This is a genomic window from Lysobacter sp. H21R4 (assembly GCF_015277535.1).
In the GTDB taxonomy this organism is placed as follows: domain Bacteria; phylum Pseudomonadota; class Gammaproteobacteria; order Xanthomonadales; family Xanthomonadaceae; genus Novilysobacter; species Novilysobacter ciconiae.
Map to the genome: position 1 here is coordinate 1,084,714 of NZ_CP063772.1, position 12,882 is coordinate 1,097,595.

13 protein-coding genes and 1 tRNA gene are annotated in these 12,882 nt (G+C 67.4%); 6 read left to right on the forward strand and 8 right to left on the reverse strand.

The window, feature by feature from the left end; translation table 11 throughout:
- Positions 1-166: 166 nt before the first annotated feature.
- Positions 167-793 carry a DUF47 family protein gene (locus tag INQ40_RS05040; RefSeq protein ID WP_193986751.1) on the forward strand — a complete coding sequence of 209 codons (627 nt, stop codon included), beginning with the start codon at positions 167-169 and terminating at the stop codon, positions 791-793.
- A 10-nt stretch (positions 794-803) separates the two neighbouring features.
- A complete protein-coding gene (locus tag INQ40_RS05045) occupies positions 804-1,931 on the forward strand; it encodes an inorganic phosphate transporter (RefSeq protein ID WP_194342084.1) in 1,128 nt (375 codons plus the stop codon).
- A gap of 63 nt (positions 1,932-1,994) precedes the next feature.
- Here INQ40_RS05045 and INQ40_RS05050 read toward each other — a convergent pair whose 3' ends face one another.
- Positions 1,995-2,405, reverse strand: a complete 411-nt coding sequence (locus INQ40_RS05050; RefSeq protein WP_193986753.1) for a hypothetical protein — start codon at positions 2,403-2,405, stop codon at positions 1,995-1,997.
- A 35-nt stretch (positions 2,406-2,440) separates the two neighbouring features.
- Here INQ40_RS05050 and INQ40_RS05055 point away from each other — a divergent pair, with 35 nt between their 5' ends.
- Complete coding sequence (locus tag INQ40_RS05055) at positions 2,441-2,773, forward strand: MGMT family protein (protein ID WP_194342085.1); 333 nt, start codon at positions 2,441-2,443, stop codon at positions 2,771-2,773.
- A 64-nt stretch (positions 2,774-2,837) separates the two neighbouring features.
- A complete protein-coding gene (locus INQ40_RS05060; protein ID WP_194342086.1) occupies positions 2,838-3,494 on the forward strand; it encodes a rhomboid family intramembrane serine protease in 657 nt (218 codons plus the stop codon).
- A gap of 108 nt (positions 3,495-3,602) precedes the next feature.
- On the opposite strand, the gene INQ40_RS05065 is transcribed toward INQ40_RS05060, so the two are convergent.
- Positions 3,603-5,612, reverse strand: a complete 2,010-nt coding sequence (locus INQ40_RS05065; RefSeq protein ID WP_194342087.1) for a M13 family metallopeptidase — start codon at positions 5,610-5,612, stop codon at positions 3,603-3,605.
- Positions 5,613-5,674: 62 nt separating this feature from the next.
- Between INQ40_RS05065 and ispG the strand changes: the two genes are divergently transcribed.
- Both ispG and INQ40_RS05075 read left to right on the forward strand, forming a co-directional pair.
- Complete coding sequence (gene ispG / locus INQ40_RS05070; RefSeq protein WP_194342088.1) at positions 5,675-6,943, forward strand: flavodoxin-dependent (E)-4-hydroxy-3-methylbut-2-enyl-diphosphate synthase; 1,269 nt, start codon at positions 5,675-5,677, stop codon at positions 6,941-6,943.
- Between the two features lie 67 nt (positions 6,944-7,010).
- Positions 7,011-7,763 carry a phosphatase PAP2 family protein gene (locus tag INQ40_RS05075; protein ID WP_228482125.1) on the forward strand — a complete coding sequence of 251 codons (753 nt, stop codon included), beginning with the start codon at positions 7,011-7,013 and terminating at the stop codon, positions 7,761-7,763.
- A gap of 6 nt (positions 7,764-7,769) precedes the next feature.
- Here the strand turns inward: INQ40_RS05075 and INQ40_RS05080 are convergent, their stop codons facing one another.
- From INQ40_RS05080 to INQ40_RS05105, 6 genes are all read right to left on the reverse strand, one after another.
- Complete coding sequence (locus INQ40_RS05080; protein ID WP_194342432.1) at positions 7,770-8,639, reverse strand: DMT family transporter; 870 nt, start codon at positions 8,637-8,639, stop codon at positions 7,770-7,772.
- A gap of 47 nt (positions 8,640-8,686) precedes the next feature.
- Positions 8,687-9,727 (reverse strand): UDP-N-acetylmuramate dehydrogenase, encoded by a 1,041-nt coding sequence (gene murB / locus INQ40_RS05085; RefSeq protein ID WP_194342089.1) that lies wholly within the window; start codon positions 9,725-9,727, stop codon positions 8,687-8,689.
- Positions 9,724-10,782 carry a quinone-dependent dihydroorotate dehydrogenase gene (locus INQ40_RS05090; protein WP_194342090.1) on the reverse strand — a complete coding sequence of 353 codons (1,059 nt, stop codon included), beginning with the start codon at positions 10,780-10,782 and terminating at the stop codon, positions 9,724-9,726. Before INQ40_RS05090 ends, murB begins: the two co-directional genes overlap by 4 nt.
- 2 nt (positions 10,783-10,784) lie before the next feature.
- On the reverse strand, positions 10,785-11,048 hold the full coding sequence (locus INQ40_RS05095) for a DUF4190 domain-containing protein (protein ID WP_228482126.1): 264 nt from the start codon (positions 11,046-11,048) through the stop codon (positions 10,785-10,787).
- 87 nt (positions 11,049-11,135) lie between these two features.
- Positions 11,136-12,668, reverse strand: a complete 1,533-nt coding sequence (locus INQ40_RS05100) for an aldehyde dehydrogenase family protein (protein WP_194342092.1) — start codon at positions 12,666-12,668, stop codon at positions 11,136-11,138.
- A gap of 104 nt (positions 12,669-12,772) precedes the next feature.
- Positions 12,773-12,849: transfer RNA gene (locus INQ40_RS05105), tRNA-Arg, on the reverse strand.
- Between the last annotated feature and the right edge of the window lie 33 nt (positions 12,850-12,882).

The following is a 12,882-nucleotide window of genomic DNA, read 5'->3' on the forward strand; positions in this document are numbered from 1 at the left end:
GCCGGCCCCGGAACGATCAATGACTGGGCGTGAAGCCGGTGAAACCGTCATAATCGCACCCCCCGGGTTGCCGCCCGGGCCGTATTCATGATGTCCGGCTCCGTGTTCCGGATTTCGGCCTCCCACCGCGAAACGTTGCCTTACGGCACGACGAGGTATTGCACCGATGTTTTCCCTGCAGACGATGTTCGGCCAAGGCAACCAGTTCTACGACCTGCTGGAGCAGTCGGCGGTTGCCGCCCACGACAGCACCCGTGCGTTGCACGAGATGCTCAAGGGCGATCAGCGCGAACCTGCGCTCGATGCGTTCAAGCTGGCCCGCCAGCGCGAGCGCGACGCGTCGGAGAAGATCAGCCAGGAACTGGTCGACAGCTTCATCACCCCGATCGAGCGTGAGGACATCGAAGCGCTCAGCTCGGCGCTGCACAAGATCAACAAGCAGGCGGAGAAGTTCGCCGATCGCTACACCCTGGCCGTGCAGCACCTGGAGCACATCGACTTCGCCCCGCGCGCGGCGATGCTGGAGCAGGCCGCCAGCGTGGTGGTGAAGATGGTCAAGCAGCTGCGCAAGATCAAGCTGGGGCCGATGAAGGCGCTCAACGACGAGCTGCGCTCCATCGAGAACGAAGCCGACCGGCTGATGCTGGAGCTGTACCGCGAGATCTACTCCGGCGACCTGGAGCCGTTGCAGATGTTCCTGCTGAAGGAGTTCTTCGAGATCCTCGAGAAAGCGATCGACCGTTGCCGCGAGGCCGGTGTGGTGGCCTACGACATCGTGCTGAAGAACTCCTGAGGCGCCCCGCATGTTGACCCTGGTCATGACGGTGGTCCTCGTCGCGCTGGTGTTCGAGTACATCAACGGCTTCCACGACACCGCCAACTCCATCGCCACCGTGGTGGCCACCAAGGTGCTGTCGCCGGCGCAGGCGGTCGCGCTGGCGGCGAGCATGAACCTCCTCGGCGCGCTGGTCGGCACGGCGGTGGCCAAGACGATCGCCTCGGGGCTGATCGATATCGGCGTGGTCGAAGTGGGCGCGCAACTGATCCTGTGCGCACTGCTGGGCGGGATCGTCTGGAACCTGATCACCTGGTGGATCGGCTTGCCGTCCTCATCCTCGCACGCGCTGATCGGCGGGTTGATCGGCGCGGCGCTGGCGGCGGCGTCCAACAACTTCGACGCGATCATCTGGTCGCAGCCGGCCGAGCCGATCTATCACAGCGCCGGCGTGCTGTGGAAAGTGGTCGTGCCGATGTTCAGCTCGCCGATCCTGGGCTTCGTGGCCGGCTTCGTGATGATGGCCGTGCTGTTTGCGGTGATTTCCGGCATGGCCAGCAGTGGCGGTGTCCTCGCGCGCCTGGCACGACCGCGCTGGGTCAACGGCTTCTTCGGCAAGGCGCAGATCGTCAGCGCGGCGGGCATGGGTTTCGCGCACGGCATGAACGATGCGCAGAAGACCATGGGCATCATCGCCCTGACCCTGGTCAGCGCCCAGAGCACCGGCGTGCTGGACAACCTGCCGGGCTGGCTGGCGTTCCTGCATCCTTCCCCGGGTGCACTGACCGACGGCGACATCGATCTGTGGATCAAGATCGCCTGTGCGCTGGTGATGGCCGCCGGCACCGCGGCGGGCGGCTGGCGGATCATCAAGACGCTGGGCCACAAGCTGGTCAAGCTGCACCCGATCCACGGATTCGCGGCCGAGACCAGCGCCGCCTCGGTGATCCTCGCCGCGTCCTCGCTGGGCATCCCGGTCTCCACCACCCACAACATCTCCGCCGCGATCATGGGCGTGGGCACCGCCAAGCGTCTGAACGCGATCAAGTGGACGATCGTGGAACGGATGATCTGGGCCTGGATCCTGACCATTCCGGCCGCCGGCGGCATCGCCTGGCTGGCGTTCCGCGGCATGGTCGCCATGGGCTGGGCATAGTCCCGGTCCCCTCCGCAGGTCGCGCGCGAACGTCGCTGATGCGCGTCCTCTGAAGCGCGTCCTCTAGAGCACGTCGCGCTCGCCCGAGAGCACCCGTTCCATGCGATCGCTGGTGCCGCCGATGTCCAGCACCAGGCGGTGGACTTCGGCGCCATCCAGGCCCTCAAACGGGCGGTTCTCGCACAGTTGCAGGTAGGGATCGCCGCCCATCTCGCCGATCGCCAGATAGCCGACCCGGCTCTGCCAGTTGAAGTTGAGCGCGCGCGCGGCATCGATGCCATCGGCCTGCGCGACGGCGCTGCTTACCCGCAGGTAGGGACGTCCGTCCTCGTCGTGCAGTTCGGACAGGAAGATCGTCTGGTGGCGGCTGCCCTGTTCCAGCGACAGCTCGATACTGGCAACGCCCTCGTCCTGCAGGACGACATTGAACCCGGCACCGGTGAGGTGCTGGCGGATCGACTTGAAGGTGTGCATGGCGGACTCCGGCGGGGGAGGCCTATGCTACCGCGATGGAAAACCCGGCCAACGTCCGCGTGATCGCGGCGATCCGCGCCATCCCTGCAGGCCAGGTGGCCGGCTACGGCGAAGTCGCCCGCCGCGCCGGCCTGCCGGGGCGGGCGCGCATGGTGGCGCGACTGCTGGCCACCAACGACGATCCCGGCCTTCCCTGGCACCGCGTGGTCCGCGCCGATGGGCGCATCGCGTTTGCGCCGGGATCGGCATCGTATCTGGAGCAATGCGCCAGGCTCAGGTCGGAGGGGGTCAAGGTCGAAGCGGGACGGGTGCGCGGCCTGCGACCGGCTCCCACGGTCGACCAGCAGATCTGGGGTGATCACGGCTGAGAGTCGGTTCGCTCCTGTCGGGCCTGATCAGCGGCTACCATTGCGCTACTTGCCAGGAGCTGCGATGTTTTCCAACCTTCCCCCCGTCACCCGCGCATTGCTGATCGCCAACGCGGTGGTGTTCCTGCTCCAGAACGTCCTCGGCGAAGCCGCCCTTTCCGCGTTCATGCTGTGGCCCATCGGCGGTGGCGAGGGCCTGTATCCGGGTCGCGAGTTTCTGCCCTGGCAGTTGCTCAGCTACGGCTTCATGCATGGCAGTTTTACCCACCTCCTGTTCAACATGGTCGCCCTGCTGATGTTCGGCGCGCCGCTGGAGCACACCTGGGGCGAGCGGCGCTTCCTGACGTTCTTCCTGGTCTGCGTGGCGGGCGCGGCGGCGTGCCAGCTGGCGGTGGGTGCGTGGACGATGTCGCAGGGCGGCATGGCGTACCCGACGGTGGGCGCCTCGGGTGGGGTGTTCGGCCTGCTGCTGGCGTACGGCATGCTGTTTCCCAACCAGCGCGTCATGCTGCTGATCCCGCCGATCCCGATGAAGGCGCGGACGCTGGTGATCGTCTACGGTGCCATCGAGTTGATGCTGGGCTTCAGCGGCTATCAGCCGGGGGTGGCGCACTTCGCCCATCTGGGCGGAATGCTGTTCGGGTGGCTGCTGATCCGCTATTGGCGCGGACAGCCACCGTTTGGTCGCCGCGGCCCGCCGCGGCCGCGTGTGGTGCGCTGAGCGAGGCAGACCGATACCGCCGCCGCACAACCGGAGACGGAAAACGGAAAACGGCGCGTCTGCACGCACCGTTTTCTTTTCTACTTCGTGGATTGCGGGCTGCGCGGCTTACTTCTTACGCTTTTCCACGACCGGCTCCGGGCGCAGCACGATGCGCTCGTCGGCCTTCAGCTGCATCGGCGCGTTCGCCTTGCAGCCATAGGTCGTGCCAAATGCCGCCATGTTCATCAGCGGGCCATTGGTGCGCCACTTGCCCGGCGCATGCACGCCGTGCGCGGCGAGCTGCGCCGCCGCGGCGGCGCTCATGTGCTGCGGCCACAGTCCGGCCCAACCTTCAAAGAAGGCTTGCTTGGATTTCTTGTCAGCCTCCGGTGCGGCCTTGTTGAAGGCTTCCCAGGCCAGCTGGACGCCGGCAATGTCGGCGATGTTCTCGTCGCGGGTCGCCACGCCATTGACCTTGGTGCCATTGAGCATCGGAACGTCGAAACCGCCGTACTGGCCCACGACGCGGTAGCCCAAGGTCTCCCAAGTGGAAGCGTCCTGTGGGGTCCACCAGTCGCGGATTTCCGAATCGGCCGCAATATGGTGGCCGCGCGAATCGAACCCGTGGCTGATCTCGTGTCCGACCAGGGCGCCAAAACTGCCGTAGCGGGTCGCGGTCTGCGCCAACGGGTCCAGCAGGGGCGCCTGCAGCGCCGCGGCAGTGACGATCAGGCGGTTCTGGGCCAGGTCGTAGGTGAGCGCCGGCTGCTGCGGCAGCACGTCCCAGCGACGGTCGGCATTGTTCTCGCCGATACGGCGCATTTCCTCGCGGTGGCGCCAGGTCGATGCGATGAGCATGTTGCCGCCGAAGCTGCCGCGCCCCATCGGCTGGATGGTGAAGTCCAGGTCGCGCGCGGGCACGCCAAGCTCGATCTTCATCTTCGCCAGTTTGGCGGACGCTTCCGCGCGGGCCTGCTCACTGATGCGGGTATCGCGCGCCAGCGAGTCGGCCAGTGCGCTGCGCACCTGTCCGGTGATCCGCATGGCCTCGGCCCGGGTTTCCGGCTTCAGGAAACGGGCGGCGTACTCGTGTCCCAGCATCGGGCCGGCGGCCTGGTTGATCGCATCCAGAACCTGCTGCTCACGCGCGGGTGGCGCGGAGGCGCCGGCAATCACGCGGCCGTGGAAATCAAAGTGGGCGTCCCGCCAGGCCTTGGCCAGGTAGGGCGCCATCGAGTCGCCCACGCGCCAGCGCAGGTAGGCGCGCCACTGCTCGGGCTTGAGCTCGCCGACGAGCCGGTCCACTTCCGCCAGACGCGTCGGGCTGGCGATGGACACCGTGGGCATGCTGACGCCCTGCGCTTCGAGGAATTTGTCCAGCTCAAGGTTCGGGTACTGGGCCGCCAGGCCGGCGGTGTCGACGGCGCCATAGTTGCTGCGCGGATCGCGCAGCTCGGCCAGCGGGCGGGACGCCTTGGCCAGACGTGTTTCCAGGTCGATGACGAGCTGCGCCTGCTTGGCCAGCTCCTTGTCCTTGACGCCGGTGAGCGCGAGGATCTTCTCGATGTAGGCGCGGTACTGGCCCATCACGGCCTGGGTCGGCTCGTCAGTGCGCAGGTAATAGGCCGGATCGGGCAGGCCCACGCCGCCCTGGCTGAAGTAGCCGATGTGGCGCGACAGGTCGGCCAGGTCGATATCGGCGCCGAAGTGGAACGCCACGGGGATGCCCACCTGGTGCAGCGCGGCGATGGCCGGGGCGATGCTCTTGCTGCGCTTGATCGCGACGATCCGGTCCAGCAGCGGTGCCAGCGGCTGGGCGCCATCGGCTTCCACGCCCGCCTCGTTCAGGCCACTGGCCCAGAAATCGCCCAGCAATTGCTGGATCGGGCCCTGCGGCGCCTGCATCGCGCTGTTGAGCAGGTCGATCTGCTCCTGGCGCGCGCGCGTCTCGAGCTGGCCGAGGGCGGAAATCGTGTCCGCGCCTGCCGGCAGCGGGTTGGCCATCAGCCAGCCGGCATTGGCGAAGCCGTGGAAGTCGGTGCAGGCATCGGCAGCCTCCTGGGCGCCGGCGGACGGCGAGGCGAGGCCGGCGGTCAAGCCGATCACGAGGGCACAAAACAGGGGTCGAAGGGTCATCGGGTAGTCCATCCAGATTATCCCCGGCAGTCTATCAAGGTGGCGGGCAGTACAATGGCCCGATGAGCCAACACGTCGACTTGCCCTGCCTCGCCCCTGCCTTCGGTCCGATGCCGCGCCGCGTCACGCGCGCGGTCAGCATCGGTGGTGTCACCGTGGGCGGCGGGGCGCCGGTCGTCGTACAGTCAATGACCAATACCGACACCGCCGACGTCAATTCGACGGTGAAGCAGGTGGCCGATCTGTGGCGTGCCGGCTCGGAGCTGGTGCGTATTACGGTGAACAACGCCGAGGCCGCCGCCGCGGTGCCCCGCATCCGCGACAAGTTGGCGATGATCGGCGCGCCCGTGCCGCTGATCGGCGACTTCCATTACAACGGCCATCAGCTGCTTACCGCCGAGCCGGCGGCCGCGGAGGCACTGGCGAAATTCCGCATCAATCCGGGCAACGTCGGATTCGGCAAGAAGCGCGACACCCAGTTCGCGACCCTGATCGAGCTGGCAATCCAGTACGGCAAGCCGGTGCGCATCGGCGCGAACTGGGGTTCATTGGACCAGTCGCTGGCGCGCGAGCTGATGGACGAGAACGCGTTGCGCGCGCAGCCGTGGGACGCCGGCCGCGTGCTGCGCGAGGCGCTGCTGCGCTCGGCGCTGGATTCGGCGGCGCGCGCGGTGGAGATCGGGCTGCCGGCGGACCGGATCGTGCTCAGCGCCAAGGTCAGCGGCGTGCAGGAACTGGTCACCGTCTATCGGGAGTTGGCCGCGCGGGGTGATTACGCCCTGCACCTGGGGCTGACCGAGGCGGGCATTGGCAGCAAGGGCATCGTCGCCTCCAGCGCCGCCCTGGGCGTGCTGCTGCAGGAAGGCATCGGCGACACCATCCGCATATCGCTGACCCCCGAGCCCGGGCAGTCGCGGACCAACGAGGTGATCGTCGCCCAGGAGCTGTTGCAGACGATGGGCCTGCGCGCGTTCACGCCGATGGTCACCGCATGCCCCGGCTGCGGCCGCACCACCAGCACCTTCTTCCAGGAGCTTGCGCAAAAGGTGCAGGAACACGTCCGGGCGAAGATGCCGGAGTGGAAGATCACCCACCCCGGCGCGGAAAACCTGACCCTTGCGGTGATGGGCTGCATCGTCAACGGACCGGGTGAATCGCGCCACGCCAACATCGGTATCTCCCTGCCGGGGACGGGTGAGGCGCCTTCGGCGCCGGTGTTCGAGGACGGCGAGAAAACCGTGACCCTGCGCGGCGAGCACATTGCCGATGAGTTCCTCGGCCTGATCGATGCGTATGTCGAGCGCCACCATGGCGGCGCCCGGGGAGCCTGAGCCGCCTTCGCGAGCACCGGTGGCGCCGGACGCGGCGGGTGCCGACCGTCACCTCGCCGACGTTCGCTTGCCATCCGACGAAGTGGCGTTGCCCGACGACACGGCGCCGTCCGGCGAGGGCGCTCCGGAAATCGTTCGCCGGGAACAACGCCAGCTGGCGCGCATCGCCCGGGGGTTCGGCTGGCCGCTGGTGCTTGTTTTCCTGACCCTGCTGCTGCCGCTGTGGGGATTTTCCGAACTCGCCGGCGAGCTGCGCGCCGGTGCGGTCTTCGGCTTTGACGAGCCGATCCTGCGGGGTCTCCGCGCGATGGCAAGTGCCGGCGCAGACCGGTTTTTTGTCGCGGTCTCGAAGCTCGGCTATCTCTACGGCGTCGTGCCGGTGGACATCGTCCTGATCGCGGGATTGTGTTTACGCCGCCACCTGCGCGCCGCCACGTTTGCGTCGATGGCGATAGTGGGCTCGGCGCTGCTGAACCTCTCGGCCAAGCGCATCTTCAGCCGCGACCGGCCGTCGCTGTGGGAATCGATCACGCCCGAACTCACCTCGAGCTTCCCCAGCGGGCACGCGATGGGCTCGGGGACGCTGGCCGCGGTCGTGATCGTGCTTGCCTGGCACACCCGCTGGCGCTGGCCCGTCATTGCCGCAATGTCGGCCTTCGTCCTGTTGGTGGGGACGTCTCGGGTGTACCTGGGCGTGCATTACCCCTCCGACATCCTTGCAGGCTGGGCCGTGGCCAGCGCCTGGGCAGCGGCCTGCCACCTTGCGGTATACCGGCTGCGCGCGCCCACCTGGCCGGCCCGCGGCCAGCGCACGCGCTGAACGGCCTCAGTTGCCTGGCTTGGCCGCGCTGGTCGGCGCGGTGCTCGCCGCCCTGCGGGCCAGGCTGGCTTCGCGGTGCGCGATATAGCCATTGGCGCTGAAGATGATCGCCGCGCCCAGCAGGGTCCAGCGGTCGAGCGCCTCGCCAAACAGGAAGTAGCCGAAGACCACCACGATCGGCAGCTGCATGAAACTGATCGGAATCAGCGCCGATACTTCGCCCAGCTTGAGCGCGCGGGTCCATAGCATGTGCCCGCCGGTGCCCAGCACGCCGGCCAGCACCACCCACAGCCAGACGATGCCGTGCGGCCATTCCCACACCCACAGCGCCGGCAGCAGCGACAGCGGCACCCAAAGGATCGTCGTCAGGATCACGATGCGGTCCGCGGGCTCGGTGTACGCCAGCTGCTTGATCTGGATGGCGACGATGCCGCTGATGATCGCGGCCGAGACCGCGACCAGCGAGGCCGCGCTGAACTCGGTCGTGCCCGGGCGCACGATCACCAGCACCCCGATGAAGCCCAGGATGACCGCGCTCCAGCGGCGCACGCGCACTTGCTCCCCCAGCCACAGCACGGCGGCAATGGTGACGAACAGCGGCGTGGAATACGACAGCGATACCGCCTGTGCCAATGGCAGGTGGCCGATCGCCCAGAAGCCGCAGAACATCGACAACGTGCCCAGTACGCAACGCACGATGTAGCGCGGCATCTGCTGCGTTCGCAGCAGCCCGGGCCCGTGCTTGAGCAACAGGGGCAGGGCCGCGAGCATGCCGAAGAAACTGCGGAAGAAGGCGATCTCGAAGGTGTGCAGCGACTCGGATGCCAGGCGGATGGTGATCACCATCAGCGCAAAGAATGCGGTGCTGCCCAGCATCAGCAGTGCTGCGCGGGTGTGGATGGAGTTCGGTGGTTTCGGTGCTGTCACCAGGTGGCGCCGATCAGTCGCGGTTCCGGCTCCAGTGCGACGCCAAAGCGTTCGCGCACCGACCCCGCTATCTCCCGGGCGAGCTCGTAGAGCTCCAGCCCGCTGGCCGCGCCGTGGTTGACCAGCACCAGCGCGTGGGTCGCCGAGACGCCCGCATCAGCGTTGCGGCGACCCTTCCAGCCGCAGGCATCGATCAGCCATGCCGCGGATACCTTCCTCGTCGCGTCCGAGCCGGTGGCAAATGTCGGCATCGACGGGTTGGCATCCTGCAGGGCGCTGGCCTGTGCAGCCGGGAGGATGGGGTTCTTGAAGAAGCTGCCGGCGTTGCCGATCACCGCAGGATCGGGCAGCTTGCTGCGGCGGATGGCGACGACCGCGGCGGCGACATCCTGCGCCGTGGGGTTCGAAACGCCCGCCGACTCCAGTTGCGCGCTGATGCCGGCATAGCTCAGGCGCGGACTGAAATCGCGCGGCAGGGCGAACTCGACCGCGGTGATGATGAAGCGGCCGGACTCACGCTTGAACAGGCTGTCGCGATAGGCGAACGCGCAGTCGGTGGGGCTGAGGTAATGCCACTCGCCGGTGGCCGGCGCGAACGCCTCCACCCGGTGGATGAACTCGCCGACCTCCACGCCATAGGCGCCGATGTTCTGGATCGGTGCGGCGCCGACGGTGCCGGGGATCAGCGCCAGGTTCTCCAGTCCGCAAAGGCCGAGTGCGAGCGATTCGATGACCAGTGCGTGCCATGTGGTACCGGCGTCGGCACGCAGGATCGCCGCGCCATGCATTTCTCCAACCACCGTCACCCGGTTGCCGGTCAGGGCCAGCAAAGGAACCTGCGGATCGCCGACGAACAACAGGTTGCTGCCACCGCCAATTACCAGTGGCGGATGGTCGCGGAGGTCGGCTGAGGCCAGCACGTCGGGCAGGACGGAGGCGTCGTCCACTTCGGCCAGCAAAGGGGCGAACGCAGGCACGCCGAAGGTGTTGCGCGACTTCAGCGGCACATTGCGGAACAGCCGTACGGAATCGCTCATGCAGCCGGCGGCAACGGTCCGCCGCTGGGCGCGAACTTGCGGCGGCGGATCGCTTCCACGCACTCCTTGATCAGGCCCGGGCCGCGGTAGATCAGGCCCGAGTAGCACTGCACCAGGGTGGCGCCCGCAGCCATCTTGGTCACCGCGTCGGCGCCGCTGAGGATGCCGCCGACACCCACCAACGGGATCGACTCGGGCAGGCGCGTGCGCATCATCCGCAACACGGTGGTGGAACGGCCCATCAGCGGCTTGCCGGACAGTCCGCCGGCCTCGTCGGCGCCGCGCACACCTTCCACCTCGATGCGCGAGACGGTGGTGTTGGTCGCGATCACGCCATCGACCTCCATCTCCGTCAGCACGCGGGCACACGCCTCGATATCCGGGTCCGACAGGTCCGGCGCAATCTTCACCAGCATCGGGATCCGCCGGCCATGCTTGGCGCCCAGGCGTTCCTGCTCCTCGCGCAGCGTGCCCACCAGCCGGCGCAGGGTCTGCTCCTCCTGCAACTCGCGCAGCCCGGCCGTGTTGGGCGAGGAGATGTTGACGGTGACGTAGTCGGCCAGCTCATACACGCGTGACAGGCAGTACATGTAGTCGCCGTCGGCGATCTCGTTGGGGGTGTCCTTGTTCTTGCCGATGTTGATGCCCAGCAGCGCGCCCTTGCGGTCGGCCCGCTCGACATTGCGCACCAGCGCATCCACGCCGGCGTTGTTGAAGCCCAGCCGGTTGATCACCGCCTTCTGCGAGGGCAGGCGGAACATCCGCGGCTTCGGATTGCCGTCCTGCGGGCGCGGCGTGACGGTGCCGATCTCGACGAAGCCGAAGCCGAGTGCCATCAGTGCATCGATGTGCTCGCCGTTCTTGTCCAGGCCGGCGGCCAGTCCGACCGGGTTGGCGAATTCCAGCCCGAAAGCGCGTGTCGGCAGCGGGGCAGGGACTTTCGACAGCAGCGAGGCCGCGCCCGATCGCCATGCGACATCGAGCGCGCGCAGACCAAGGTCATGCGCGCGCTCGGCATCCATGGCGAACAGCAGCGGGCGGGCCAGACCGTACACGCCTACCCCCAGTTGGAGGCAAGCGCGAGGAAGGCCGCGAGACCACCGAACAGCAGCAGCACGCCGATGATCGAGATGATCGCCAGCGCGACCATCGCGTACCCCAGCACCAGCCCGCTGACCGCGAGCCCGTCACCCTCAACCGTCCCGTTGCCGCGCTTGATCTCGCTGCGCGCCATATGCCCGGTAACGATGGCCGCGATGCTGCCCACGAACGGCAGCAACGTCCAACCCAGGATGCCGGCGACCAGGCTGATGACGGCCATGCTGCTGGTCCGGCGGACGTGCTGCGTCGGCGGCGGAAGCGGGGCGGAGACGGATGTGTTCATCGACGTTGCTCGGTGGGTGGAGGCTTACAGGTCGAACTTGATGCCCTGCGCCAGCGGCAGTTCGTCGGAGTAGTTGATGGTGTTGGTCTGGCGACGCATGTAGGCGCGCCATGCATCCGAGCCGGACTCGCGACCGCCGCCGGTTTCCTTCTCGCCGCCGAACGCGCCACCGATCTCGGCGCCGGAGGTGCCGATGTTGACGTTGGCGATGCCGCAGTCCGAGCCCCACGCGGCGAGGAACTGCTCGGCCGCCTTCAGGCTCTCGGTGAAGATCGCCGACGACAGGCCCTGAGGCACGTCGTTCTGCATCTCGATCGCCTCGTCCAGCGTGCTGAACTTCATCACGTACAGGATGGGGGCGAACGTCTCGGTCTGCACCACCTCGGAGCTGTTGGCCAGGCCCGTGATCAGGGTTGGCAGGACGAAGTTGCCCTTGCGGTCGATCGCCTCGCCACCGGACTCGACCTTGCCGCCGGCCGCCTTGGCCTTCTCGATCGCGGCAAGGAATTCCTTGACACCTTCGGGGCTGTTCAGCGGGCCCATCAGGTTGGCCGGGTCGGTCGGATCGCCGATCTTTCCTTCCACCTGCTTGTAGGCGGTGACCAGCTTGGCCAGCACGTCGTCGTAGATCGACTCGTGGATGAACACGCGGCGGGTGGAGGTGCAGCGCTGGCCGGCGGTGCCGACCGCGCCGAACACGATCGCGGGGATCGCCAGCTTCAGGTCCGCGCTGGCATCGACGATCATCGCGTTGTTGCCGCCCAGCTCCAGCAGCGAGCGGCCCATGCGGCGCGCGACGCGCTCGCCCACGTGGCGGCCGACCTTGGTCGAGCCGGTGAAGCTGATCAGGTTGATGCGCTTGTCGTCGACGAAGTTCTGGGCCAGCTCGGTGCCCGCGTCGTTGAACAGGAAGAAGATGTCGGGGAAGCCGCCCTTGCGCAGCGCCTCGTTGCAGATCTTGATCGAGGCGATCGCCGACAGCGGAGTCTTGGGCGACGGCTTCCAGATGGTGATGTTTCCGCAGACCGCCGAGACCAGCGCGTTCCATGCCCACACCGCGACCGGGAAGTTGAACGCCGAGATCACGCCGACCACGCCCAGCGGGTGCCACTGCTCGTACATGCGGTGGCCGGGGCGCTCCGAATGCATGGTCAGGCCATACAGCTGGCGCGACAGGCCGACGGCGAACTCGCCGATGTCGATCATTTCCTGCACTTCACCGTCGCCTTCGGGCTTGGACTTGCCCATCTCCAGCGCGACCAGCGAACCCAGCGCGTCCTTGTGCTCGCGCAGCGCGTCGGCGCACAGGCGCACCGCTTCACCCCGGCGCGGGGCCGGCGTGCTGCGCCACACCTTGAAGGCAGCCTGGGCGCGCTCGACGATCGTGTCGTAGTCGGCCTGTGTGGTCGCATGCACCTTCGCCAGTGACTCGCCGTCGGTCGGGCTCAGCGGCTCCAGCGTGCCTGCGTTGCCGGCCTTGGCCCATTCGCCATTGCCGAGGTACGTGCCGGATTCGGTGTCGTTCAGGCCGAGCGCAGTGAGGACGGGATGGGTCATGAAGATCTCCTGTTGATCGAACAGTGGTGAGGCCGCGCCTCAAGCCGCGGTCGAATCCGGGCGGGGCACGCGGCGATGCCGCGAAAAGTCTCGCAGACGACGAATGGTGACCCCGACACGATTCGAACGTGTGACCTGTCCCTTAGGAGGGGACCGCTCTATCCAGCTGAGCTACGGGGCCGTAACAGCCTATTTTCGCATGAACCGGTGCCGG

Coding starts and splice junctions, on each gene's coding strand:
- INQ40_RS05060 (WP_194342086.1), top strand. CDS start 2,838: ATGTTTTCCAACCTTCCCCCCGTCACCCGCGCATTGCTGATCGCCAAC.
- INQ40_RS05050 (WP_193986753.1), bottom strand. CDS start 2,405: ATGCACACCTTCAAGTCGATCCGCCAGCACCTCACCGGTGCCGGGTTC.
- INQ40_RS05100 (WP_194342092.1), bottom strand. CDS start 12,668: ATGACCCATCCCGTCCTCACTGCGCTCGGCCTGAACGACACCGAATCC.
- INQ40_RS05055 (WP_194342085.1), top strand. CDS start 2,441: ATGGAAAACCCGGCCAACGTCCGCGTGATCGCGGCGATCCGCGCCATC.
- murB (WP_194342089.1), bottom strand. CDS start 9,727: ATGAGCGATTCCGTACGGCTGTTCCGCAATGTGCCGCTGAAGTCGCGC.
- INQ40_RS05080 (WP_194342432.1), bottom strand. CDS start 8,639: ATGCTGGGCAGCACCGCATTCTTTGCGCTGATGGTGATCACCATCCGC.
- INQ40_RS05040 (WP_193986751.1), top strand. CDS start 167: ATGTTTTCCCTGCAGACGATGTTCGGCCAAGGCAACCAGTTCTACGAC.
- INQ40_RS05045 (WP_194342084.1), top strand. CDS start 804: ATGTTGACCCTGGTCATGACGGTGGTCCTCGTCGCGCTGGTGTTCGAG.
- ispG (WP_194342088.1), top strand. CDS start 5,675: ATGAGCCAACACGTCGACTTGCCCTGCCTCGCCCCTGCCTTCGGTCCG.
- INQ40_RS05065 (WP_194342087.1), bottom strand. CDS start 5,612: ATGACCCTTCGACCCCTGTTTTGTGCCCTCGTGATCGGCTTGACCGCC.
- INQ40_RS05095 (WP_228482126.1), bottom strand. CDS start 11,048: ATGGCCGTCATCAGCCTGGTCGCCGGCATCCTGGGTTGGACGTTGCTG.